Origin of the sequence: Pseudomonas sp. RL_5y_Pfl2_73, from assembly GCF_963970515.1 — a bacterium.
Lineage (GTDB): Bacteria > Pseudomonadota > Gammaproteobacteria > Pseudomonadales > Pseudomonadaceae > Aquipseudomonas.
The window spans coordinates 194,945-218,107 of the sequence record NZ_CAXAPD010000001.1 but is presented as its reverse complement, the minus strand read 5'-3'; the positions used below and the strand labels follow the sequence as shown (position 1 = coordinate 218,107).

The following is a 23,163-nucleotide window of genomic DNA, read 5'->3' as shown; positions in this document are numbered from 1 at the left end:
TGATCTTTCGCTTGGGATTCAATTGGCTGGGGAAAGATCGCAGCCTCGTTGCACTCGACAGCTCCTACACAGCTTCTACAGGGTCGAGCGGGGGCAAGCTCCCTCGTCACAAGAGGGTTCGTCGCCCTTAATCGGGTCGCCACGCGGGAGCGCGCGGCGTAGGATAGCGGCCTGTTTTCAAGTCTTGCTATCGGAGTTGCCCATGAGCGCCGTCAATCGCGCAGCGGTAGAAACCGTCCTTCGCCAGTACACCGACCCTTACCTGAACCAGGACCCGGTCAGCGCCGGATGCGTGCGCGCCATCGACATCCAGGGCGATCGCGTCAGTGTCCAGTTGGAAATCGGCTACGCCGCCGACCTGTTCAAGAGCGGCTGGGCGCAGATGCTGCAAATGGCGATCGAGGCCCTGGACGGGGTGAGCGCCGCCAAAGTCGACATTACCTGTGTGATCGCCGCTCACAAGGCTCAGGCTCAGGTCCCGGGGCTGGCGAACGTCAAGAACGTGATCGCTGTGGCCTCGGGCAAGGGCGGCGTGGGCAAGTCCACTACCGCGGCCAACCTGGCCCTGGCGCTGGCCCGTGAAGGGGCGAAGGTCGGGATTCTCGATGCCGACATCTACGGTCCGAGCCAGGGCATCATGTTCGGTGTTGCCGAGGGCACCCGGCCGCAGGTCAAGGACCAGAAGTGGTTCGTGCCGATCCAGTCCCATGGCGTGGAGGTCATGTCCATGGCCTTCCTGACCGACGACAACACGCCGATGGTCTGGCGTGGGCCGATGGTTTCCGGTGCCTTGCTGCAACTGGTCACGCAAACCGCGTGGGGCGACCTGGATTACCTGGTGATCGACATGCCACCGGGCACCGGCGATATCCAACTGACCCTGGCGCAGAAAGTCCCGGTGGCCGGTGCGGTGATCGTTACCACGCCTCAAGACCTGGCCTTGCTGGACGCGCGCAAGGGTGTGGAGATGTTCCGCAAGGTCAACATCCCGGTGTTGGGCGTGGTGGAGAACATGGCCGTGCACATCTGCTCGAACTGCGGGCATGCCGAGCACTTGTTCGGCGAAGGCGGCGGGGAAAAACTGGCGAGCCAATACGGCGTCGAATTGCTGGCTTCGCTGCCGCTGTCGATGCTGATCCGCGAACAGGCCGATGGCGGCAAGCCGACGGTCATCGCTGAACCGGACAGCCAGATCGCCATGGTCTATCAGGAATTGGCCCGCCACGTGGGCGCGCGGATCGTGTTGCAAGAGGCTGCGTCACCGGCGATGCCGAACATCACTATGAGCGACGATTGATCGACTGAACTGCAATTCCATGTGGGAGCAAGCCTGTGCTCCCACATTTGTTATGCGCTGGGTTTAGATCCGCAACCCGCCATCCATCTCCAGGATCCGACCGGTGTAATAGTCGTTCTCGAAAATATACGCCGCCGAATGAGCAATCTCCTCAGGTTTGCCCATGCGCTTGAGCGGGATCCCCGAGGTCATTTTTTCCAGGGCCTCGGGCTTCATGCCCAGGGTCATCTCGGTTTCGATGAAACCCGGTGCGATGCCGGCGACACGGATGCCGTAGCGTGCCAGTTCCTTGGCCCAGGTCACGGTGGCAGCGGCTACACCGGCCTTGGCCGCCGAGTAGTTAGTCTGGCCGACGTTGCCGGCGCGGGAGATCGACGAGATATTGATGATGGCGCCGCTGTTCTTCAGCTCGACCATTTTCGCCGCCACTTCACGGGTGCACAGGAATACACCGGTGAGGTTGACGTCGATCACGGCCTGCCACTGGGCCAGGCTCATCTTGGTCATTTCGCCGTCCTTGACCTTGAGCAGCAGGCCGTCACGCAGGATCCCGGCGTTGTTGATCAGGCCGTGGATCGCGCCGAAGTCCTCGGCGACCCGGGCGACCATGTCGCTGACCTGCTCCTCACTGGCAACGTTGCACAGGTACGCCTGGGCTTCGACGCCCTTGGCTACACACGCAGCAACCGCCTGGTCGAGTTTTTCCTGGTTGAGGTCCACCAGGGCGAGCTTCGCACCTTTGCCCGCGAGATACTCAGCCATGGAGCGGCCCAGGCCCTGGCAACCGCCGGTGATAATGATTACTTTGTCAGTGAGTTGCATGCTCATGTCCAGGTGGCGCAGCGGTGGAGGGGGACCTTTTGGGAGGTCTCTCGATTTGCAACGGTGTAGCCCGACTGCACGCGAGAACTGTCCCATAGGCGTACCGGAACATTACTCCAGTCTCCTGACCGTTTTCTAGACGAATTTCATAAAAGGAGTCATAAATTGAGCGTTGAAGCTGACAAGCACGCCCGGGAACTGCTGCTCAAGGAGTACCGTGGAGTGCTCGCCACTCATTCCAAATCCATGCCTGGCTTTCCGTTCGGCTCCGTGGTGCCCTATTGCCTGGACGAACAAGGCCGACCACTGATCCTGATCAGCCGTATCGCCCAGCACACTCATAATCTGCAAAAAGACCCTAAGTGTTCGATGCTGGTGGGCGAGCGGGGCGCCGAGGATGTACAAGCCGTGGGGCGCCTGACCTACCTGGCCGAGGCCCGCCAACTCGAAGACAGTACCGCCATCGAGGCTGCCGCCGAGCGTTACTACCGCTATTTCCCTGATTCGCAGAACTACCACAAGGCCCATGATTTCGATTTCTGGGTGCTCGACCCGGTGCGTCATCGCTACATTGGCGGCTTTGGCGCTATCCACTGGATCGACCAGCTCACCCTGGCCAATCCTTTCGCCAACAAAGCCGAAACCAGCATGATCGAGCACATGAATGCCGATCACGCCAAGGCCATTGCCCATTACGTGGAGCTGGCCGGCCTGCCGAAAAGCGAACCGGCGCAATTGGTGGGCATCGACAGCGAAGGCATGCACCTGCGTATAGGCCAAGGCCTGTACTGGCTGGCTTTTCCGACGCCTTGCAACACCCCGACACAAGTGCGCGAAGCCTTGGTTTATCTGGCTCACGCCGAGCAATGGCCGAAAAATGCCGAGCTCGACGCTTGAATTCACGAAAGGGCGACGTCATTTAGGGTTTCATAGCAAGGCATTCTTGCGTTGAGGAACCATTTGATGCGCCCTTTTTTGTTGCTCTTTCTGCTGTTCCCGGTGTTGGAGCTGTTCGTATTCGTCAAGGTCAGCGGTGCGATCGGGTTTTTCCCGGCGCTGCTGCTGGTCATTCTCGGCTCGATGCTCGGCGTGCTCGTGCTGCGCATTGCCGGCCTGGCCACGGCGTTGCGTGCCCGTGAAAGCCTGAACCGTGGCGAGCTGCCCGCCCAGACCATGCTCGAAGGCCTGATGCTGGCCCTGGGTGGCGGCCTGTTGATCCTTCCAGGTTTTATCAGCGACGTGCTGGGCCTGGTCATGCTGTTGCCGTTCACCCGTCGGTTGCTGGCCAATAAAATGCGCCAGCGCGCCGAAGAGCAGGCGATGCGTCAGCGCGCCTTCGCCGATGACCTCCAGCCCCGCGGCGGTCCGGCCCCGCGCGAGCCTTTGGGCCGCGAGCCCAACGTGATCGAAGGCGAATTCGAACACCGCGACTCCAAGTAAAATCCTCACCACGGCGCCATCGGGCGCCGTGTTCGTTTTGGCTGCGTGAAGTAAAAAAAATTCTACCCCCACCCTTGTAATTCACTTGTACGCCCTTATGTAACGGTCACCGCAAGGTTTCCGGTGGCGACACCGGACAGACTTCCGCGGTTCGACTGACGAACCGCACCCGGCTCTGCCGGCTTTGTTAAACCCGCCGGGACTACACCGGCCGATGAAAACCAAAAATTAGGAGAGATCGACAATGAAGCTTCGTCCTCTGCATGACCGCGTCGTCATCCGTCGCAGCGAAGAAGAGAAGAAAACCGCTGGCGGTATCGTCCTGCCAGGTTCGGCTGCTGAAAAAGCCAACCACGGTGAAGTTCTCGCTGTAGGCCCAGGCAAGGCACTGGAAAACGGTGAAGTGCGTGCACTGGCCGTGAAAGTGGGTGACAAGGTTGTGTTCGGCCCTTACTCCGGCAGCAACACAGTGAAAGTCGACGGCGAAGACCTGCTGGTGATGAGCGAGAACGAAATCCTCGCTGTCCTGGAAGGCTGATTCCCCCGCTCATTTTCCCGTTACTACAAAGTATTTAAGGATTATCGATCATGGCTGCTAAAGAAGTTAAATTCGGCGATTCCGCCCGCAAGAAAATGCTCGCCGGTGTCAACGTCCTGGCTGACGCAGTAAAAGCGACCCTGGGCCCTAAAGGCCGTAACGTGATCATCGAGAAGAGCTTCGGCGCTCCGACCATCACCAAGGACGGCGTTTCCGTAGCCAAAGAAATCGAGCTGAAAGACCGTTTCGAAAACATGGGCGCGCAGCTGGTCAAAGACGTTGCCTCCCGTGCCAACGACGACGCCGGTGACGGCACCACCACCGCGACCGTTCTGGCTCAATCGATCGTCAACGAAGGCCTCAAGGCTGTCGCTGCCGGCATGAACCCGATGGACCTCAAGCGCGGCATCGACAAGGCGACCATCGCCATCGTCAAAGAGCTTAAAGCCCTGTCCAAGCCATGCGCTGACACCAAGGCCATCGCTCAGGTCGGCACCATCTCGGCCAACTCCGACAACTCCATCGGCGACATCATTGCCGAAGCCATGGAAAAAGTCGGTAAAGAAGGCGTGATCACCGTTGAAGAAGGCTCGGGCCTGGAAAACGAACTGTCGGTTGTAGAAGGCATGCAGTTCGACCGTGGCTACCTGTCGCCGTACTTCGTCAACAAGCCGGACACCATGGTTGCCGAGCTTGAGAGCCCGCTGATCCTGCTGGTCGACAAAAAAATCTCCAACATCCGCGAAATGCTGCCAGTGCTGGAAGCCGTTGCCAAAGCCGGCCGCCCACTGCTGATCGTGGCTGAAGACGTTGAAGGCGAAGCCCTGGCGACCCTGGTCGTGAACAACATGCGTGGCATCGTTAAAGTCGCTGCCGTCAAGGCACCAGGCTTCGGCGACCGTCGCAAGGCCATGCTGCAGGACATCGCCGTACTGACCGGCGGTACCGTTATCTCCGAAGAGATCGGCCTGAGCCTGGAAAGCACCACCCTGGAGCACCTGGGTAACGCCAAGCGCGTGATCCTGTCCAAGGAAAACACCACCGTCATCGACGGTGCCGGCGTCGAGTCTGATATCCAGGCTCGCGTGACTCAGATCCGCGCACAAGTGGCCGAGACTTCGTCCGACTACGACCGTGAAAAACTGCAAGAGCGCCTGGCCAAGCTGTCTGGCGGCGTTGCAGTGATCAAGGTTGGCGCTGGTTCCGAAGTTGAAATGAAAGAGAAGAAAGCCCGCGTTGAAGACGCCCTGCACGCTACCCGCGCAGCCGTCGAAGAAGGCGTGGTACCTGGCGGTGGCGTGGCACTGGTTCGTGCCCTGCAAGCCATCAGCGAACTCAAAGGCGACAACGATGACCAGAACGTGGGCATCCAGTTGCTGCGTCGTGCTGTTGAAGCACCGCTGCGCCAGATCGTTGCAAACTCCGGCGACGAGCCAAGCGTTGTGGTCGACAAGGTCAAGCAGGGTTCGGGTAACTACGGTTACAACGCTGCTACCGGCGAATACGGCGACATGATCGAAATGGGTATCCTGGACCCAGCCAAAGTGACTCGTTCGGCTCTGCAAGCGGCTTCGTCGATTGCCAGCCTGATGATCACCACCGAGGCGATGATCGCTGAAATCAAGGAAGACGCTCCAGCTGGCGGCGGTATGCCAGACATGGGCGGCATGGGTGGCATGGGCGGCATGATGTAAGCCAGCCTTACCCCTGTAGCGAAAAACCCCGCCTGCGAAAGCAAGCGGGGTTTTTTTTGCCTTGGGTTTATCCCAGCATTGAGCTGGACCCAACTGCCACAGGGTTTGTCCGGGGCGCTTTTCAGGCGTCGACGGGCTGGCTCAATGCTACGCGATCAGCCATGACGGCCGGTCGGTACAGGATGTAGTAGTAACACCCCAGGCAGATCAGCCAACAGAACACCGCCGTCCACACATTGTGGGAAAAGAAGTGCGCCCCTTGCATCATCCGACCCACGGAGAAGACTGTTCCCAAAGTAAAAGCGAATACTAGGACCTGACGGGCCAGGCGCGGGCGGCGGTCGCGCAGGACGAAGAACAGCGCAAACAGCGTGAACCCGGTGGCGGCGTGACCGCCGGGCCAGCATCGACCGGGTTTGTTCGTGGCCGGACGTGGGCTCAGCAGCTCGCTATAGGTTTCCTTGCCGCCGAATTCTTTCAGGCTCCAGGGGCATTGCACCGCCGTCACCGCTTTCATCGGCGTGACGAAGGACGTCGCCAGTGCCAGGGACAGCACCAGGCAACCGAGTTCGCGCTTGAACGGTTTGAGCCGGGTGATGAAGAACGAGCTGATGAGTCCCACGACCGCCAGCACGGAGAATACGATAACCACCTGTTTGGCTCGATCGTGCAGGATGTCTTCCAGAAAAAAACTGTGCCGACCGATGAATCCACCCGACATCGGGTCGTAAAACAGCTTGGCCACGTCCATGTCCAGCGTGGTCAACTCCAGCAACACCAGCGTCGCTGCGACAACGGCAGGCAGGCCCAGGGCAACCCAGAAATTCAGGGGTCTGGAAGCAGGGCGGATGGCGGTGGAGACCATGGCAGTACCTTTGGTGGAGGTTTTCGTAAGCAACGCGTCGCGCAGTCTGGTCTGCGTTGCGTCGGGGCGGTGTGAATGTTGGGTGAAAAACTCGTCAATGCCCGCACAGTCTTGCTCCTGGGCTCACTCAACCTTTGTGGGCGCTTGCTCGCGAAAGCGTCGATCCAGCATTGATGCCGGCTGACCCACCGCTATCGCGAGCAAGCTCGCGCCTACAGCCGATACAATCCTAGCCGTAAGCCAGACTTGGCCGTAAGCTGCGCGGGCCAAGATGGCCGTTAACTGTGTACGCAGAGGTGCCCATGCGAATTTTATTGGTCGAAGACAACCGAGACATCCTGGCCAACCTGGCCGATTACCTGGGGCTCAAGGGCTACACCGTCGATTGTGCCCAGGACGGTTTGTCGGGGTTGCACCTGGCCGCGACCGAACACTACGACCTGATCGTGCTCGACATCATGCTGCCGGGCATCGACGGCTACACCTTGTGCAAGCGCCTGCGCGAAGACGCCCGGCGTGATACGCCGGTGATCATGCTCACCGCCCGGGATCAGTTGGACGATCGTCTGCAGGGCTTCAAGTCCGGGGCCGATGACTACCTGATCAAACCGTTTGCCCTGTCGGAGCTGGCGGCGCGGATCGAAGCCGTCATGCGTCGGGCCCAGGGCGGTGGCCGCCGAGCCTTGCAGGTCGGCGACCTGAGCTACGACCTCGATACCCTGGAAGTGACGCGTGAAGGCAAGCTGCTCAAGCTCAACCCTGTAGGCCTCAAGCTGCTGGCGGTACTGATGCAGAAAAGTCCTCACGTGCTGCGTCGAGAAATCCTCGAAGAAGCGTTGTGGGGCGATGATTGCCCGGACAGCGACAGCCTGCGCAGCCACGTCCATCAACTGCGCCAGGTAATCGACAAGCCGTTCGACAAACCGTTATTGCACACCGTACATGGCGTCGGCTATCGCTTGGCCGAGGGTCGGGATGGAGTTTAAGCAGAGCCTCGCCCAACGGATCATCATCGCCTTTGCGCTGATGAGCGCATTGGTGGCTGGCGCTTTCGCCATGGGTATCGTAGCGACGGTCCACTTGGTTGAAGAGAAACTGATTTCTGCCGGGCTTGGCGGCGATCTGCAACGCTTGCTGTTGATGGACAGTGTCTCGGACTGGAACCATCGCCCGGAACCCGACCAATTGTTTTATTTCAGCGGTGGTCCAGGTGACTTCGAGTTGCCCAAGGACCTGCGCCATCTGGAGCGTGGTTTCCACGAAGTGTTTCGCGAGCAGTTGTCGTATCACGCCATGGTCGAGATCGTTGACGGTCGGCATTACGTGTTGCTGCAGGACCAGAGCGACTTCGAAGAGCGCGAGCGGGTGCTGTTCGCCGTGGTGCTGGTGGGCTTTGTGCTCAGCCTGGCACTGGCGGTATTTTTAGGCTGGGTCCTGGCACGCCGGGTGATAGCGCCGGTGGTTCGCCTGGCCCGGCAAGTGCGCCATCGCGATCAGCTCCTGGGTTTGGCTCCGCCGCTGGCCCCGGATTATGCTGCCGATGAAGTCGGTGAACTGGCCGTGGCATTCGACGCAACACTGGGGCGCTTGCGCCAGGCCCTGAGCCGTGAACGACTGTTCACCAGCGACGTGAGTCACGAGTTGCGCACGCCCTTGATGGTCCTGGCGACTTCTTGCGAACTGCTGCTGGAAAACCCAGCACTGGACCCGCGCGGCCGCACGCAGGCCGAGCGTATCAATCGGGCCAGTGAAGAAATGCGCGAACTGGTGCAAACCTTCCTGATGCTCGCCAGGGCCCAGCGCGAAGACAACGGCATGTCGCCTCGGCTGAGCCTTGCACCGGTGGCTGAAAATCTCCTCGGGGTGTGGCGCGACCCCATCGAATCCAAAGGCTTGACGCTGATCTTCGAACCGGGGGAAACCCTCGACACCCTGTATAACGCCACGTTCCTGACCGCCGTCATGGGCAACCTGCTGCGAAATGCCTTGCACTACACCGACCGGGGGTTCATCCGTCTCTCGTTGTCTGCTACCGGCTTCGTGGTCGAGGACAGCGGCGTAGGCATCCCGGAGGAGAAGCGCGAGGCGATGTTCGAGCCATTCGTGCGCGGCAACGAAAAGCGCGGCGAGGGGCTGGGGTTGGGGCTGTCACTGGTGCAACGGATTTGCGAGAACCAGGGCTGGACGGTGAGTCTCAGCACGATGGAGCCCAATGGTTGCCGTTTCGAGGTGGAGCTGAATCCGAAGGCATGATCGCTCAGGTTGGAAAAATCCTGTAAAGACTCGGTCATTTACATGACAAAGTTTTCACAACGAGATGACCTGACCCTGACATGTTGATTCATAAGGTGGGAGCTATTCACTCATGGAGGCTCCCATCGATGCCCGACCCTATCAAACTCGATTTCTCCGAAAAGTACGATGAGCAGCATGCCCAGAGGTACTTCGATAAACATCGAAGCAGCTTGAGTCGCCGTCTTTCCAACCGGCGAGACCAGCAACTGGCACGACGCGCATTGGCACTCGTGGGTGATCCAGGCTTGGTGTTGGATTTGCCGTGCGGTGCCGGGCGCTTCTGGCCCTTGTTGGCCGAAAAACTGAACCGGGTCATCATTGGCGCGGACAATTCCGAGGCCATGCTCAAGACCGCAATGGAGGCTCAACCGGCCGATGTTGTGAAACGGGTACAACCCTTGCACACTTCTGCGTTCGACATCGCCTTGCCTGATAACGCCGTCGACAGCATTTTTTGCATGCGCCTGTTGCACCACATTGGTGAACCCGCGCATCGACGGGCGATTCTTAGGGAATTCCAGCGTGTCAGCCGCGACAGCGTGATCGTTTCGTTGTGGGTCGATGGCAATTTCAAGGCCTGGAAGCGCAAGCGCCAGGAACGCACTCGTGGGCAAAAAGGCTACCAGAATCGATTTGTGTTACCGGTGGCTACAATAGAGGAGGAGTTTCGGCAGGCAGGGTTTCGCATTCAGGAACGACTGGATTTTCTACCGCTCTATGCCATGTGGCGAGTTTATGTATTACGCAAGAGGTAAAGGCATGGGTGTGCAGGCAGTAGAGGGATCAACGGTTTTCCCCGGTGACTTTGAACATTTCTGGAGTCAGCAGGGTGAGTGGGTGGAAGAGCCCAATGTACGTCGCGGCGGTGAAAGCGGCGTACAACGTATCAAGAGCAAGGACGGCAAACTGCTTTATGCCAAGCGTCAGACCGGACATATTTATCGCAGCTGGTTGCACCCATTCGGTAGACCGACGGTGCTGCGCGAGCAAGACGCACTTCTGGCGTTGACCCGATTGGGTGTTCGCGTCCCCCAGCTCATTTTCTGTAGCGCCCAGCGGGACCCGGTTCACAAGTGGCGTGCGCTGCTGGTGACCCAGGCACTGGAAGGATTTGAAGAGATCGAGCACTGGTATGCCGGGGGAGGGCGCGAGCGCCATGGCGAAGCCGTGCATGATCAAATCCTCCTGGCGCTGGCTGAAAACCTGGCGCGCATGCACAAGGGCCGTTGGCAACATGGCTGTATCTACATCAAACATGTCTTTGTACGCGTGACCGGGGAAGGCGAGGCGGCCAAGGCCGAAGTGGCTTTGCTCGATTTTGAGAAGTGTCGCCAGCGCCTGACCGCCCAGCGTGCAGCCTCCCATGACCTGAAGCAGTTGCGGCGCCACTCGTCGTTTAGCGACGTTGACTGGAAAAAACTCGTCTACTTTTACGAGGCGGCGTTTGGCAGCGCTATCAAAGGTTTATAGCGATGAAATTAGAAATTGCTAGAGGTTTGTTTTTAGTTGGAGCCCTGGCAGTTGCATCGATGGCGGTGGCTGTGTGGGAGCAGCCACGCTCGCAGATCCTCAGTGCGTCCAGTGCGGGGGCGCATTGTCCCCTGCCGCGCGTGGCCAAGGCCAGCGAGGCGATCCGACCGGACGATGATCTGCTGCTGTTCATGTTCAGCCTGTCCCAAGGGATGAGGCCGCAGAGTTGAGCGACATGAAGCCAAGATAAAGGCCTCGCTTGTGCGAGGCCTTTTTTTTTGGATTCCAAACCACACAGCGTCAGGCCTTGTCCGGCTTGGCCAGCAGCGTGTAGACGCAAGGCAACACGAACAACGTGAACAAGGTGCCAATCGACATTCCGGTAGCGATCACCGTGCCGATGTCGAAACGGCTCACCGCCCCGGCGCCTGTGGCGAAGATGAGCGGCACCATGCCGAACACCATTGCAGCGGTGGTCATCAGTACTGGCCGCAGACGAATCGACGCGGCTTGTTCCACGGCTTCCCGAGGTGTCAGGTTCTGTTCCCTGCGCAGCTGGTTGGCGAATTCGACAATCAGGATCCCATGCTTGCTGATCAGGCCAATCAGCGTCACCAGCCCCACCTGGGTATAGATGTTCATGCTCGACCAGCCGAGGAACAGCGGAATCAAGGCGCCGCAAATCGACAGCGGCACGGTCACCAGGATCACCAGCGGGTCCCGGAAGCTTTCGAACTGCGCGGCCAGTACCAGGAAGATGATCGCCAGTGCCAGGGCAAAGGTCACCCACAACGCGCTGCCTTCCTGTACGAATTGGCGCGACGCCCCGGCGTAATCGAAGGCGAACCCCACCGGCGCTTCCTCCCGGGCGATCTGGCGGACGGTCTCGATCGCCTCGCCCATGCTCACGACAGGGAAGCCCGAAATCGTCACCGCATTGAGCTGCTGGAACTGGTTCAGTTGTCGCGGTCGCGCCCGGTCGCTGACCTTGATCAGGGTCGACAGGGGGAGTGATTCACCTTTGGCATTTTTCACGTAGTAGTTGTTCAACCAGTCCGGGTTGTCCCGGAAGGGGCGTTCGACCTGGGCAATGACCTTGTAGCTGCGGCCTTCGAGGGTGAAGCGGTTGATCTCGGCCTCACCCAGCAGTGTCGCCAGGGTACCGCCCAGGTCCTGCATCGATACGCCCATCTGGGCGGCCTTGGCGCGATCGATATCCACCACGACTTCGGGCTTGTCGAACGCCAGGTCAATGTCCATGAAGGCGAACTTGCCGGATTCCAATGCGCGCTTTTTGACCCGGTCGGCAATTTCCAGCAGCGTCGCATAGTCCTTCGGCGAGTTGATCACGAACGCAAACGGCAGGCCTTCGCCGGTGCCCGGCAGCGAGGGCAGGTTGAAGCCGAAGATCTGCAAGCCCGGCACGCTTTCCAGCTTGGCCTGGACCTCTGGCAGGATTTCCATTTGGGTGCGGCTGCGTTCGTTCCAGGGCTTGAGCAGGAAGCCACCGATGCCCGACTGCACGCCGTTGTAGCCGTTGATCTGGAACGAGGAGTAGTACTCCGGGAACTCCTTGAAGATGGTAATGAAGTGATCGGTGTACGTGTTCAGGTAGTTGAGGTTGGTGGGTTGCGGGGCGTTGGCCATCATGAAGATGATGCCCTGGTCCTCGTCGGGGGCCAGTTCGGACTTGGTGAACATGATCAGCACCGGGATCAGCAGCAGGACAATCACGGCGAACACCAGTACCACCGGGCGGGTGTTGAGCGTGCCGTGAAGCATGCGCTGGTAACGGCGCTTCAGGCGCTCGAAAACCATGTCCAGCCGATGGGCCAGCCCCGAGGGGTTCTCATCGTGGCGCAGGAGCATGGCGCACATCATGGGTGACAAGGTCAGGGCGACGATCCCGGAGATCACCACCGCGCCGGCCAGGGTCAATGCGAACTCCTTGAACAAAGCGCCCGTCAGGCCCTCGAGCAAGCCGATCGGCGCGTAAACCGCCGCCAGGGTGATGGTCATCGAGACCACCGGCATGGCGATTTCCCGGGCTCCTTCTATCGCGGCGTCGAACGGGGTCTTGCCTTCCTCGATGTGCCGGTGAATGTTTTCCACCACCACGATGGCGTCGTCCACCACCAGACCGATGGCGAGCACCATGGCCAGCAGGGTCAGGAGGTTCATCGAGTAGCCCATCAACTGCATGAAGAACATCACGCCGATCATCGACAGGGGGATGGTCACCACCGGGATGACCACCGAACGCAGGGCACCGAGGAACAGGAACACCACGACAATGACGATCAGCACCGCCTCGAACAGGGTTTTCACCACCTCGTCGATGGAGGCCTGGATGAACAGGGTAGCGTCGTAGGCGATCTCGGCCTTGAGGTTGGCCGGGAGCTGGGCCTCTATGTCCGGCATGATCTTGCGCACTTCCTTGATCACATCCAGCGGGTTCGCGCCGGGCGTGGCCTTGATCCCGATGTACACCGAGGGTGTGCCACCAAAGGAGCTGATGCTGTCGTAGTTCTCGGCGCCCATTTCCACGCGGGCCACGTCCCGCAGCAACACGCGGCTGTCGCCGTCGGTCTTGAGCGGGATCGCGCCGAAGGCCTCGGCGGATTTGAGTTCCGTATTGGCGTTGATGCTGGTGACCACATACTCGCCTTTCACTTCGCCGGCAGCGGAGAGGAAGTTGTGCTGACGCACGGCATTGGTCACGTCGGCGGCAGTCAGGCCGAAGCCGGCGAGCTTGACCGGGTCCAGCCACAGGCGCATGGCAAAGACCTGGTTGCCGAGGATCTCCGCCTCAGCCATGCCAGGCAGGGTCGCCAGTTTGGGCTGGATCACCCGTGACAGGTAATCGGTGATCTGTGGGTTGCTCAGTTCCTTGCTGAAGAAGCTGATGTACATCAGTGCCGAGGCATCGGCGGCCTCGCGGCTGAGGACGGGGTCCTCGGCATCCTGGGGCAGTTGGTTCTTGACCTCGTTGGCCTTGGCCAGCAGTTCGGTAAAGAGCCGGTCGCTGTTGGAGCCGATGCGGGCATAGACCGAAATCACCGAGAAGTTCTGGCGGCTGACCGAGGTCATGTAGTCGATGCCCTCGGCACTGGCCAGGCTTTGCTGCATCGGCTGGGTGATGTAGCCCTGGATGGTTTCGGCGTTGGCCCCGGGGTAGGCGGTGGTCACCGTGATCAGGGCGTTCTCCATTTGTGGATACTGGCGCAAGGGCAACTTGCTCCAGGCCTGGAAGCCCAGTAGCACGATCAACAGGCTGACCACGGTGGCGAGCACCGGACGGCGGATGAACGGATCGGTAAAAGCCATGGGGGTTCCTTGATCAGTCCGCGCGCGGCGGGCTGTTCTGTTCGGTCAGGGTCTTGTCGTCGCTGATGGCGATCGGCGTACCGTTATCGAGCTTGAGCTGGCCGGCGATCACGACTTGCTCGCCGCTCTGCACGCCTTTGGTAACCAGCACCTGTCCGTCGCGTCGCTCGCCGGTTTCTACGAAACGCCGTTCAGCGATCAGGACCGGCTGGCCCTTGTCGTCGTTCTCGACATTGCCGTCGGCGGTTTTCTTCTGGCTCACCACGTACATGGAGTTGCCGTAAAGGGTGTAGGTCACGGCGCTTTCCGGCACGACGATGCCGGCGGCCCCGTCCGGCAGGATCACCTGCAGGTTGGCGAACATCCCGGGCAGCAGCTTGCCGTCGGGGTTAGCCAGGGTGGCGCGCACCAGTACGTTGCGGGTGCTGTCCTCGACCTTGGGGTTGATCGCGCTGATGGTGGCGACGAAGTTTTGCTCGGGATAGGCCGAGACGCTGACGTTGACCGACTGGGCAACGGCGAGCCTGGGCACGGTTTGCTCAGGGACGTAGAAGTCTACGTAAAGGCTGCTGAGGTCCTGCAGGGTGGCGATCACCGTGCCGCTGGCCAGGTAGTCGCCCACGTCCACCTGACGAATGCCGATGGTGCCGCTGAAGGGTGCCAGAATCTGTTTTTTGGCCAGCGAAGCCTTGAGCTGGTTGACCGTGGCCCGGCTCTTCTTCAGTTGCGCCGAAAGCCGGTCGAACTCGCCCTTGGAGATCGCCTGGCTGCCCACCAGTTGTCGGCCGCGACCGAAATCCAGTTGCGCCAGGCCAAGGTCGGCCTCGGCGGTTTCCAGCAGGGCGCTTTCGACTTCACTGTCCAGTTGCAGGAGCGGCTGGCCGGCCTTGACCTTCTGCCCAGACTGGAACTGCAGCTTTTGCACGGTCCCGGCGATTTCCAGGCTCAGGTCCACGCCTTGCAGCGCCTTGAGGCTGCCAACGGTGGGCAGACGAGCCTGCCAGGGTTGCTGGGCGGCCGTGGCCACGGCCACGTTCACCGGCGGTTTGGGTGCAGAAAACATCTGGATCTGCTGGTAGACGGAGAAGGCCTTGTAGCCGGCGAGCAACAGCACCACCAGCAGGACAACACCCAACATGATCAGCATGCGGCGTCGCAGCATGTTCCACTTCCTTGGAAAAGAGCTGAGAGAAAATACAGATAGACGGGCACATTACTCCGAGTGTGCGGGCTATTCCAGATCTTGGCGGGCGCGTGGCGCGGGGGATTTTTTTGAAAAAACAGGGTGCTCGGCACCGAGGGTGCTTTGCTCCCTGGCTCAGGCCAGATGCAAATGGTTGTCCCAGAGCCCTGCCGGCAGATCCAGTGGTTTTGCAACCAGTTGTGTCTGTCGGCAATCGTAATAGCGGCAACGCCCTTGGCCCGACGTCACGACAAACCCGTCACCCACCGCGCCCACGCCGGCACAGTCCGGCAGCGGCGCATCCAGGCGTACTTCGCCGCTGTCCAGGTCCCAGATGAAGAAGCGGTTGCCACGAGGAGCGGTCAGGGCCACCAGGCGCAGATCGCTGTGCACGGCGACGCTGGCGGTGTAGTGCCCCATGGCCTGCAATTGATCTTCGGGCACCGGGAACGCATGGAATGGCTGGCCCGGCCGCTTGATCGCCAGCAGTTCCGAGGACTCGTGGGCCGCGCCCATGAACTGCTGGCCGGAGACGATGGTGCCGTCGCTGGCGATGCCCAGGTGGCGCACGCTGTTCATCGACTGGGTGAGGGTTTCCTTGCTCAGCAGGGTGGCGTCACGTTGCATCAGTACCAGGCTCGGCTCCATGGCGTCGAGGTTCATTTCGACCCGGCTTTCGGCCTCGGTGCGAATGCCGCCATTGGCCACCACCAGCGTTTCGCCATCGGGCATCCATGAGACTTGGTGCGGACCGATACCGTGGGTGGACATCTCGCCGCTGTGCACCAGCCGCTCGCCTTCGAAACGGTACACGCCCAACAGGCCGCGTCCCGGGTCGGTGGTGTCGTTCTCAGTGGCATACAGCCATTCGCCGCTTTTGTGGATCACCGCGTGGCCATAGAAATGCCGGTTCGGCAACGAGGTGATGGTTTGCAGCAGCGTCCCGTCGCGCAGGTTGATCAGGTAGCTTTCGGTACCTGGGCGACGGGCGACGAACAGCGCAATCGGCTGGGTCGGATGATTGATGATGTCATGGCAACGCTGGCCGACCTGGGTGGCGAACACCCGGGTGCCATCCAGCCGATAGCCGACGGCGTAGTGCTTGCCGTCGCCATCGTCCCGTGCCGAAAGCAAGAGTGGGTGTTTGTCCTTTTGCTTGAACAGCGTCCAGCCGCCCAGAGTGACGGCGCCGAGCAGCAAGCTGCCCAGTGCCAGGACCTGACGTCGAAACATGATCAGTCACCGTCGTTGGCATTGAAGCCCAGTTGAATACCCAGCGCCTTGGCCAGTTCACCTTCGTGCAGGCGATGGACGACGTTGAGGCTGTCATACAAATCGTTGAGTTGCTGGCGCCCGGCATCGTCGTTGAGCATTTCGGTCAATGAGCGCTGACTGCTGGTAAACAGTTTCAACGAGGCATCGTAGGCGGCGTCGATCTTGTCCGCCAACGGCTTCTGGTCGCTGGGCAGCAGGCCGCGCAGGCCCTTGTTGTCCACGCCCACCCAGACGGTCCTGGCCGCGCTCAGGCTGGCCTCCAGGCCTTGCAACGACGACTGGCTGCGCCAGGCATCGGCCTGGAACGGCTGTGGTACGCCTTTGCTCTGGCGGCCCATCGGTGTGCCGAGTTTTTTCTTCAGCGTATCCAGGGCGGTGACCTGGACGCGCAGCAGATCGGCGATGGCCTCGTGGGAGTCGGCGTAGCGCTGGTTGGGGAATTTGCTCATCTGGGCGAGCATGCCGTCGTGGGTGTTCCAGCGCGACAGGATCTCTTCGGCCAGTTGTTTCTGGCGTTCGCCGATGGCGCTGAGTAGCGGGCAATACTTGGCTTTTTGCGCACTGTCGGCCATGTCGATCTTGGCGTCGAACAGCAGGTATTCATAGGCCGAGAGGCCCTGGACCACGACACTGGACTTGGCCAGGCCGGCGGCGTCGATCTGTGGCTCGCCGTTGACCAATTGCTCGACCTGACGGCCCACCAGGTTTTTCTTGTCCGGCCAGAACTGCACCTGCCAGGCGCGGTTGCCCTCGGCCAGCGGACCGATCAGCAACGGTTGCAGTTCGGCCCAGGCTTTTTGCGCCTTGAGGAAGTTGGCGCGGGCAGTTTCCAGGTTTTCCTTGCCTTGGCAGAACGCCAGGGCGCTGGTCGCCAGTTGCCGGTCGGCCTCGACCCAGCGGCTGTAGGTCGGCAGGATCACTTGCTTGGCGATAGCCGCCGAGGTTACGGCTTGTGGATCCTGGGGCGAGCAGGCAGCGAGGGCGATGGCGGCGAGGCTGGTGAACAACAGCTTGGGACGGAACATGTCGTGCTCCCACTTCTGGAAAGGGCGTTTAAAGGGAATTCAGGAAGGCCAGCAAAGCAGTGCGCTGCTCGGCATTGAACGCTAAAACCTGGCGCTGCGCCGCGTGTGCTTCGCCACCATGCCACAGCACGGCTTCGAGCAGGTTGCGGGCCCGTCCGTCATGCAGGAACTGGGTGTGGCCGTTGACGGCTTCGGTCAGGCCGATGCCCCACAGTGGCGGGGTTCGCCAGTCACGGCCGCTGGCCTTGAATTCGCTGCGGTTGTCCGCCAGGCCTTCGCCCATGTCGTGCAACAGCAGGTCGGTGTAAGGGCGGATGACCTGGTTCGCCAACTCCGGTTCGGCGGCGTTGGCGGAGGTGGTGTATTTCGGTGTGTGGCAGGACTGGCACCCGGCCTGGAAGAACAGGTTCTTGCCCGCCAGCACCTGGGGTGAATTCACGTCGCGTCGGGCCGGTACGGCGAGGTTTCGACTATAGAACAGCACCAATCGCAGGATGTTGTCGCTGACTTCCGGTTCGCCGTTCGGGCCATTACCGCTGGGCGCACGCTTGCAGTCGAGCTGGGTCTGGGTGCAGTCGTCGAAGGGCCGCAGGCTTGTCGTCAGGCCCATGTCGCCGGCGAACGCGTGGACGTTCTGCTGGTTGAGGTTGGGCTGTCCGGCCTTCCAGCCGAACCGTCCCAGGGCGGTTTTTTGCTGGACGTCGTCCCAGACCTGATTGGGACGCCCGGCGATGCCGTTTTTCTCCCGGGCCTGGTTTTCGGCGTTTGCCAGGATGGCTTCGTCGGGGATGGCCTCGAGCAACCCCAGGCCGATCATCGGCGGGGCGACGCGGGCGGAAAAACGCGTGTCCGGGTGCATTGGCCCATAGGCCAGCTGGGTGATCTGCAGATCCGGCTTGCGCAGTTCCACGACGGTGCCGTCCTTGAAACGCACCGGGACCGGCGTGTAATCGACCCGCACCTTGCCTTCGGGGGCAACGCCGGGTACGGACATGTCCTGCAACTGCCCGCCGTAAACCGGTTCCGGCACGACCCCCAATTGTTCGATGAGCTTGGCATAGGGCGGTGCGTCGGGGATCGACAGGCGCACCAGCATCGATACCGCGCTGATCGCGTCTGGTGCTGGCGGGTGGCCGCGACCGTCCTTGATGTGGCAGTTCTGGCAGGCGTTGGTGTTGAACAGGGGGCCGAGGCCGTCGCGGGCAGTGGTGGTCGAGGGGGCGATCACCCAGGGGCTGCGGAAGAAACTGTTGCCGACGCTGAAATCCACACGTCGCGAGGGCGGCAGGTTGGCCGAGGGCAGGGAAAAGGCGTTCTGATCCGTCTTGCGTACCGTCGCGGCGCCACCGGAACGGGCTTCACCCGGTTCGGCCTGGGTAAAACGCGGGGCATCATCGCAGGCACTCAGGCCCAGGGCCATGAACAGCGCACATAAACGAAGAGGCAACGACGGCATCGGGCGTCCTGGGAGATGAGTGAAAACGAGGGCGCAAAGTCTAACAGGGCGGGGCAGTTTGAATAAGAGGAATTATCGTTTGGTTTGAAGGCAGACTGCATGATTCTGACGCCGCGTAGAAACGGTGTAGGAGGTGTGGGCCCTGTGTAGGAGCTGTCGAGTGCAACGAGGCTGCGATCTTGTCCCAGACAATTGAATCTGGAGCGAAAGATCAAAAGATCGCAGCCTTCGGCAGCTCCTACAGTGGGGGGCTTACGGCTGGATCACAGCCCCCGGCACCAACGGCAATTCCAGCGTCGCGATGAACCCGCCGCCAGGATGATTATCCAGCACCAACGCGCCGCCATGGCGTTCGGCGGCTCGGCGTGCGATGGCCAGGCCTAGGCCATGGCCGGCGGCGGTCTGGCCGGGCGCGCGGTAGAACGGCTCGCCCAATTGCCCGAGGTGTTCGGCCTCCACGCCTGGCCCGTGGTCGCGCACGCTGATCAGGATTCGTTCGCCCTGGCGCACCGCGCGCATCTCGATCGATTGCCCGGCCGGATTGAAGCGCTGGGCGTTGCGCAGCAGATTGTCCACCGCTCGCTCGATCATGGTCGGCCAGCCCTTGAGTGTCAGGTCCGCCTCGGTTTCGAGTTGCACGGTTTGTTCCGGTGAGGCCAGTCGCGCATCTTTTTGCAGGGTGACCAGCAAGCCGTTGAGTTCCACCTCTTCGGCGCCGGCGTTGTCGGCATCGACCCGGGCCAACACCAGGATTTCACTGATCAGCGCTTCCAGGCGATCGCATTCGCGGGTCAGGCGCGGCCAGAGCCTTTCACGCTCCTCGGGGCTGGCCCGCTCAGCCAATGCCAAGGCAATGCGCAGCCGGGCCAGGGGCGAGCGCAGTTCGTGGGACACGTCGCGCAGCAGTTGTCGCTGGCTGGCGATCAAGCTTTGCAGGCGCGCGCCCATGCGGTTGAAGTCAGTGGCCAGTACGCCGAACTCGTCCCGCCGGTTGGCCAGCTTGGCGAGGCTGTTCTGCTGATAGGCGGCCTGGCCCAAGTCATGCACCGCGCCGCGCAGGCGACTCAACGGGCGGGTGATCGAAAGCGTCACCAACAGGCTGAACAAGGTCAGCACCACCAGCGCGATCCCCAGTGCACTGAGGGGCCAGAGCAGGCTGTCGCGATGCCAGGCGTCCAGTTCGGGATGGGGGATGCGGTAGATGAACAAATACGTGTCACCGGTTTTGGCGCTGGTGACCTCGTCGGTCAGCCGCCGCCAGGGCAGGCGTCGCTCGTTGCTGTTCTGCCGAGCCTCGAAGGCTGCGGCGCGATGCGGGAAGGTGCCGCGCACCACGGGGTCGCCGCTTTCATTGAACACTTGGACGTCGACGTGATACTGACGCTTGCGCTGTTGCAGGATGTCCTGGGCGGCGTCCTCACCCTGGCTTTCGTAGGTTTGTGTCCACTCTTCGGGCAGGGTGTTGAGGCCTGGATGGCGGCTGAGGATCCAGGCGTCCTGATTGAGCATGTGGCCCATCAGGAGCGAAAGCCCTGCAACCAGAGCGATGGCCAGCCAGAAACTGGCCAGGATGCGCCAGAACAATGAACGCACGCTAAATCCTCGAAAACAAAGAAAGCCCAACGGCGACGTGCCGTTGGGCTGGGGGCTTCAGTGCATTATTGCGCTTTTTGCGGCTGTTGCGCTTTCCAGGCCTTGAACTCAGCCCACTCGGCGCGACGCTCGGCCCGTTTCTTCTGGATCACGTCGAACTCTTTTTGCTGCTCAGGCTTCAACAGCCCGCGGATCTGGGCATCGACCTTCTGATGCCGGGCTTGCATTTCGTCCTGCATGGCTTTCTGGTCGGCTGGCGACAGCTTGGCCAGGTACTTGTCTACCAGTTCGCGTTGTTCGTGGCGCTGTTCGCCCATGATCTGGCGAATCTGCTGGCGCTGTTCACGGCTCAGGTCCAGTTGGCTGTACGGACCTTTGTCGTGCATCTGGCCGCCGTGGCGTGGGCCGTCCATAGGTCCCATCGGGCCGGTACCTTCGGGCATGGCCATGGCGACGGTTGGCAGGGCTGCAGCGAACATCAGAGCGATAAGGGTCTTGCGCATGGTGTGTCTCCTTGTCTCATTCCCGGTCAGTTCCGGATGTGTGCAGATTACGGAGATCAAGGTCAGCGGCGGTCAGGGGGGCGTAAAGCTTGAGTAAAGACGTTTTGGTGCAGACCTGACAAATCTGCTGGGAAGGACACTCAGTCCTGTGGGAGCAAAGCTTGCCCGCGATGAAGATAACGCGGTCTCTGGGGGAACCGAGGCGCCTGCATCGCGAGCAAGCTTTGCTCCCACAGCCCAGCGGCGCAGTGCTTAGGGGCTGTAGTAATAGCCACGGCTACGCAGCGCCACGATGCGCGGGCGGCCGTCGGGGTGGGGGCCGATTTTTTTGCGCAGGTTGCTCACGTGCATATCGAGGCTGCGGTCGTACAGGGTCAGCTTGCGGCCCAGAGCGATCTGCGCCAGTTCCTGCTTCTCCAGCGGCTCGCCCGGCTGCTTGAGCAAGGCTTCGAGCAGGCGACTTTCGGAAACGGTGAGGGCCTGTTCCTGTTCGTCGATGCTGACCACGCCACGCACCGGGCTGAAAGTCAGGTCACCCAGTTCGATCTGGCTGGACACGGCCGTCGGGTGACTGCGGCGCAGCACGGCGCGCAGGCGGGCGGTCAGTTCGCGTGGGTCGCAGGGTTTGGCCAGGTAGTCATCGGCGCCCAGCTCCAGGCCGAGGATCCGGTCCAGCGGTTCACCCCGGGCCGACAGCATCAGCACCGGCAGCTCCGGGTGATCGCTGCGCAATTGCTTGAGCAGTTCCAGGCCACTGCCGTCGGGCAGCATCACGTCCAGTACCACGGCTGCCGGGGCAGTTTCGGCCAGGGCCCTGCGGGCACTTTGGCCATCGTGACAGGCCCGGACCTGAAAACCCTCCTGGCTCAACCAGCTTACGAGGAGCTCGCACAGCTCCTGGTCATCGTCTATCAGTAACAGCTCGCTCATGACTCACTCAATTTAGCCATTGCCGACGTTGTCTACGTCCACCGCTGGCAAAGATACCGCAGAGCAGGGCCAATAGCGCTACCCCGGCACCGATGACAAACCATTGCTGTTGATCGGTCAACAGGCGTGGCAGCGGGCTTGCCTGGGCCTCCTTGAGTTGCAGCTTCAGGCGCTGGTTCTCCTGGCGCAGTCGCGCCAGCAATGCGCTCTCGCGTGAGCTGTCGGCGCTTTGTAATTGCTTGCTCAATGCTTCACGCTGGCGCTCGCTTTCTTTCAAACGTTGCTGCAGTTCGGCGATCTGGCTGCCGGCGCTCAGGGACAAGGGCGCCGAATGACTGCCCTCGGTGCTCTCCTCGCCATGGGCGGGTGCCCCGATCGCCAACGTGACCAATAACAGGCACAACGGACTTTTGCGCATTGCAACTCCTGAATTCCAATCGAGATTAGACAGGTTGTCGGCAGGCAAACGAGAACAATGAGCAATTGAACGCAACGAGCCGCGAAGGCTCATCGCGCCAGGGGTATTTACGGCATGACTTGCTTGAATGGCTTGACCACGACATGGGCATAGACGCCGGCCGCAACGAACGGGTCGGCCTCGGCCCATTGCTGGGCAGCGGCCAGGGAGTCGAATTCGACCACCATCAGGCTGCCACTGAAACCGGCGGCGCCAGGGTCATTGCTGTCCACCGCCGGATGCGGGCCGGCCAGCACTACGCGGCCTTCGTCCTGGAGTTTTTGCAGGCGCTCCAGGTGCGCGGGGCGAGCGGCCTGGCGTTTTTCCAGGGAGTTGGCGACGTCGGTAGCAATGATTGCGTAGAGCATGTCAGTCCTCGGTTTTTGGCGTGGTGGGGTCGGCATCATGCAGATGACGGGACAGGTAGATACCCTGGCCAATCAGGAACAACAGCGTCAAGCCCAGGCTACCGAAGACCTTGAAGTCGACCCAGTAGTCCTGAAACGTGAAGGCAACGAACAGGTTGGCGGCGCCGCAGAACAGGAAGAACGCGATCCAGGCGATGTTCAGGCGGGTCCAGATCAGGTCCGGCAGGCTCACGGCATGGCCCATGATGCGCTTGATCAGCAGGCGGTCACCGACGAAGTGGCTGCCGATGAAGGCCAGGGCGAACAGCCAGTTGACCACCGGGGCCTTCCATTTGAGGAAGGTTTCGCTGTGGAACGCCAAGGTCAGGCTGCCGAAGACAAGGCAGGCGATCAGGGTCAGCCACTGGCTCTTCTCCAGTTTGCGCTGGGATACGAACAGCGCGCCGTAGACCACCAGGGAGCTGATGATCAGCACTGCCGTGGCGCTGTAAATACCGCCTACAGTCAAGGAATGACCGGCGAAGTCGACGGCCCGGGGATCAAGTTTGTAGACGATGAAAAACAGCAGGAGCGGGATGAAGTCGATGAATTGTTTCACAGTGGCAGCCAGAAGCAGGATGTGGCG

The 23,163-nt window shown here is 61.1% G+C and carries 23 protein-coding genes; 10 read left to right on the top strand and 13 right to left on the bottom strand.

Going from position 1 to position 23,163, the window contains the following annotated elements; all coding sequences use genetic code 11:
- Nucleotides 1-202 precede the first annotated feature (202 nt).
- Complete coding sequence (gene apbC / locus AACY42_RS01000) at nucleotides 203-1,297, top strand: iron-sulfur cluster carrier protein ApbC (protein WP_339475409.1); 1,095 nt, start codon at nucleotides 203-205, stop codon at nucleotides 1,295-1,297.
- Nucleotides 1,298-1,360: 63 nt separating this feature from the next.
- On the opposite strand, the gene AACY42_RS00995 is transcribed toward apbC, so the two are convergent.
- Nucleotides 1,361-2,119 carry an SDR family oxidoreductase gene (locus AACY42_RS00995; protein ID WP_339475405.1) on the bottom strand — a complete coding sequence of 253 codons (759 nt, stop codon included), beginning with the start codon at nucleotides 2,117-2,119 and terminating at the stop codon, nucleotides 1,361-1,363.
- Nucleotides 2,120-2,284: 165 nt separating this feature from the next.
- Here AACY42_RS00995 and AACY42_RS00990 point away from each other — a divergent pair, with 165 nt between their 5' ends.
- From AACY42_RS00990 to groL, 4 genes are all read left to right on the top strand, one after another.
- Entirely contained in the window at nucleotides 2,285-3,016 is a 732-nt protein-coding gene (locus AACY42_RS00990; RefSeq protein ID WP_339475402.1) for a HugZ family pyridoxamine 5'-phosphate oxidase, read from the top strand.
- 66 nt (nucleotides 3,017-3,082) lie between these two features.
- The gene (locus AACY42_RS00985; protein ID WP_339475399.1) at nucleotides 3,083-3,559 is read left to right on the top strand and encodes an FxsA family protein; all 477 of its coding nucleotides are present in this window, start codon (nucleotides 3,083-3,085) and stop codon (nucleotides 3,557-3,559) included.
- A gap of 244 nt (nucleotides 3,560-3,803) precedes the next feature.
- Nucleotides 3,804-4,097, top strand: a complete 294-nt coding sequence (locus AACY42_RS00980; protein ID WP_003204913.1) for a co-chaperone GroES — start codon at nucleotides 3,804-3,806, stop codon at nucleotides 4,095-4,097.
- A 50-nt stretch (nucleotides 4,098-4,147) separates the two neighbouring features.
- Complete coding sequence (groL, locus tag AACY42_RS00975; RefSeq protein WP_339475396.1) at nucleotides 4,148-5,791, top strand: chaperonin GroEL; 1,644 nt, start codon at nucleotides 4,148-4,150, stop codon at nucleotides 5,789-5,791.
- A 121-nt stretch (nucleotides 5,792-5,912) separates the two neighbouring features.
- On the opposite strand, the gene AACY42_RS00970 is transcribed toward groL, so the two are convergent.
- Nucleotides 5,913-6,656, bottom strand: coding sequence for a phosphatase PAP2 family protein (locus AACY42_RS00970; RefSeq protein WP_339475394.1), 744 nt, complete (start codon nucleotides 6,654-6,656; stop codon nucleotides 5,913-5,915).
- A 302-nt stretch (nucleotides 6,657-6,958) separates the two neighbouring features.
- Between AACY42_RS00970 and colR the strand changes: the two genes are divergently transcribed.
- The 5 genes from colR to AACY42_RS00945 all read left to right on the top strand — a co-directional run bounded on the left by colR (nucleotide 6,959) and on the right by AACY42_RS00945 (nucleotide 10,651).
- The gene (colR, locus tag AACY42_RS00965; protein WP_025215158.1) at nucleotides 6,959-7,642 is read left to right on the top strand and encodes a two-component system response regulator ColR; all 684 of its coding nucleotides are present in this window, start codon (nucleotides 6,959-6,961) and stop codon (nucleotides 7,640-7,642) included.
- On the top strand, nucleotides 7,632-8,909 hold the full coding sequence (locus tag AACY42_RS00960) for a sensor histidine kinase (RefSeq protein WP_339475392.1): 1,278 nt from the start codon (nucleotides 7,632-7,634) through the stop codon (nucleotides 8,907-8,909). The genes colR and AACY42_RS00960 overlap by 11 nt, the downstream gene beginning before the upstream one ends.
- 128 nt (nucleotides 8,910-9,037) lie before the next feature.
- Nucleotides 9,038-9,706, top strand: a complete 669-nt coding sequence (locus AACY42_RS00955) for a class I SAM-dependent methyltransferase (RefSeq protein WP_339475713.1) — start codon at nucleotides 9,038-9,040, stop codon at nucleotides 9,704-9,706.
- Between the two features lie 4 nt (nucleotides 9,707-9,710).
- On the top strand, nucleotides 9,711-10,421 hold the full coding sequence (locus AACY42_RS00950; RefSeq protein WP_339475390.1) for a lipopolysaccharide kinase InaA family protein: 711 nt from the start codon (nucleotides 9,711-9,713) through the stop codon (nucleotides 10,419-10,421).
- A gap of 2 nt (nucleotides 10,422-10,423) precedes the next feature.
- On the top strand, nucleotides 10,424-10,651 hold the full coding sequence (locus AACY42_RS00945; RefSeq protein ID WP_072408671.1) for a hypothetical protein: 228 nt from the start codon (nucleotides 10,424-10,426) through the stop codon (nucleotides 10,649-10,651).
- A 70-nt stretch (nucleotides 10,652-10,721) separates the two neighbouring features.
- On the opposite strand, the gene AACY42_RS00940 is transcribed toward AACY42_RS00945, so the two are convergent.
- The 11 genes from AACY42_RS00940 to AACY42_RS00890 all read right to left on the bottom strand — a co-directional run bounded on the left by AACY42_RS00940 (nucleotide 10,722) and on the right by AACY42_RS00890 (nucleotide 23,136).
- Nucleotides 10,722-13,748: a multidrug efflux RND transporter permease subunit gene (locus tag AACY42_RS00940; RefSeq protein WP_339475384.1), complete on the bottom strand. Its 3,027-nt coding sequence runs from the start codon at nucleotides 13,746-13,748 to the stop codon at nucleotides 10,722-10,724.
- A gap of 13 nt (nucleotides 13,749-13,761) precedes the next feature.
- Nucleotides 13,762-14,910, bottom strand: coding sequence for an efflux RND transporter periplasmic adaptor subunit (locus AACY42_RS00935; RefSeq protein ID WP_339475382.1), 1,149 nt, complete (start codon nucleotides 14,908-14,910; stop codon nucleotides 13,762-13,764).
- Between the two features lie 156 nt (nucleotides 14,911-15,066).
- On the bottom strand, nucleotides 15,067-16,164 hold the full coding sequence (locus AACY42_RS00930) for a DUF1513 domain-containing protein (protein WP_339475379.1): 1,098 nt from the start codon (nucleotides 16,162-16,164) through the stop codon (nucleotides 15,067-15,069).
- 2 nt (nucleotides 16,165-16,166) lie between these two features.
- The gene (locus AACY42_RS00925) at nucleotides 16,167-17,231 is read right to left on the bottom strand and encodes an imelysin family protein (RefSeq protein ID WP_339475377.1); all 1,065 of its coding nucleotides are present in this window, start codon (nucleotides 17,229-17,231) and stop codon (nucleotides 16,167-16,169) included.
- A gap of 28 nt (nucleotides 17,232-17,259) precedes the next feature.
- Nucleotides 17,260-18,687 carry a di-heme oxidoreductase family protein gene (locus AACY42_RS00920; RefSeq protein ID WP_339475375.1) on the bottom strand — a complete coding sequence of 476 codons (1,428 nt, stop codon included), beginning with the start codon at nucleotides 18,685-18,687 and terminating at the stop codon, nucleotides 17,260-17,262.
- 252 nt (nucleotides 18,688-18,939) lie between these two features.
- Nucleotides 18,940-20,280 carry a sensor histidine kinase gene (locus AACY42_RS00915; RefSeq protein ID WP_339475372.1) on the bottom strand — a complete coding sequence of 447 codons (1,341 nt, stop codon included), beginning with the start codon at nucleotides 20,278-20,280 and terminating at the stop codon, nucleotides 18,940-18,942.
- Between the two features lie 65 nt (nucleotides 20,281-20,345).
- Nucleotides 20,346-20,783: a Spy/CpxP family protein refolding chaperone gene (locus tag AACY42_RS00910; protein WP_339475370.1), complete on the bottom strand. Its 438-nt coding sequence runs from the start codon at nucleotides 20,781-20,783 to the stop codon at nucleotides 20,346-20,348.
- A gap of 252 nt (nucleotides 20,784-21,035) precedes the next feature.
- Entirely contained in the window at nucleotides 21,036-21,713 is a 678-nt protein-coding gene (locus AACY42_RS00905; RefSeq protein WP_339475368.1) for a response regulator transcription factor, read from the bottom strand.
- Between the two features lie 7 nt (nucleotides 21,714-21,720).
- On the bottom strand, nucleotides 21,721-22,131 hold the full coding sequence (locus tag AACY42_RS00900; RefSeq protein ID WP_339475366.1) for a translation initiation factor 2: 411 nt from the start codon (nucleotides 22,129-22,131) through the stop codon (nucleotides 21,721-21,723).
- 107 nt (nucleotides 22,132-22,238) lie between these two features.
- The gene (locus AACY42_RS00895) at nucleotides 22,239-22,538 is read right to left on the bottom strand and encodes a YciI family protein (RefSeq protein WP_339475364.1); all 300 of its coding nucleotides are present in this window, start codon (nucleotides 22,536-22,538) and stop codon (nucleotides 22,239-22,241) included.
- A 1-nt stretch (nucleotide 22,539) separates the two neighbouring features.
- On the bottom strand, nucleotides 22,540-23,136 hold the full coding sequence (locus AACY42_RS00890; protein WP_339475362.1) for a septation protein A: 597 nt from the start codon (nucleotides 23,134-23,136) through the stop codon (nucleotides 22,540-22,542).
- Nucleotides 23,137-23,163: the final 27 nt, after the last annotated feature.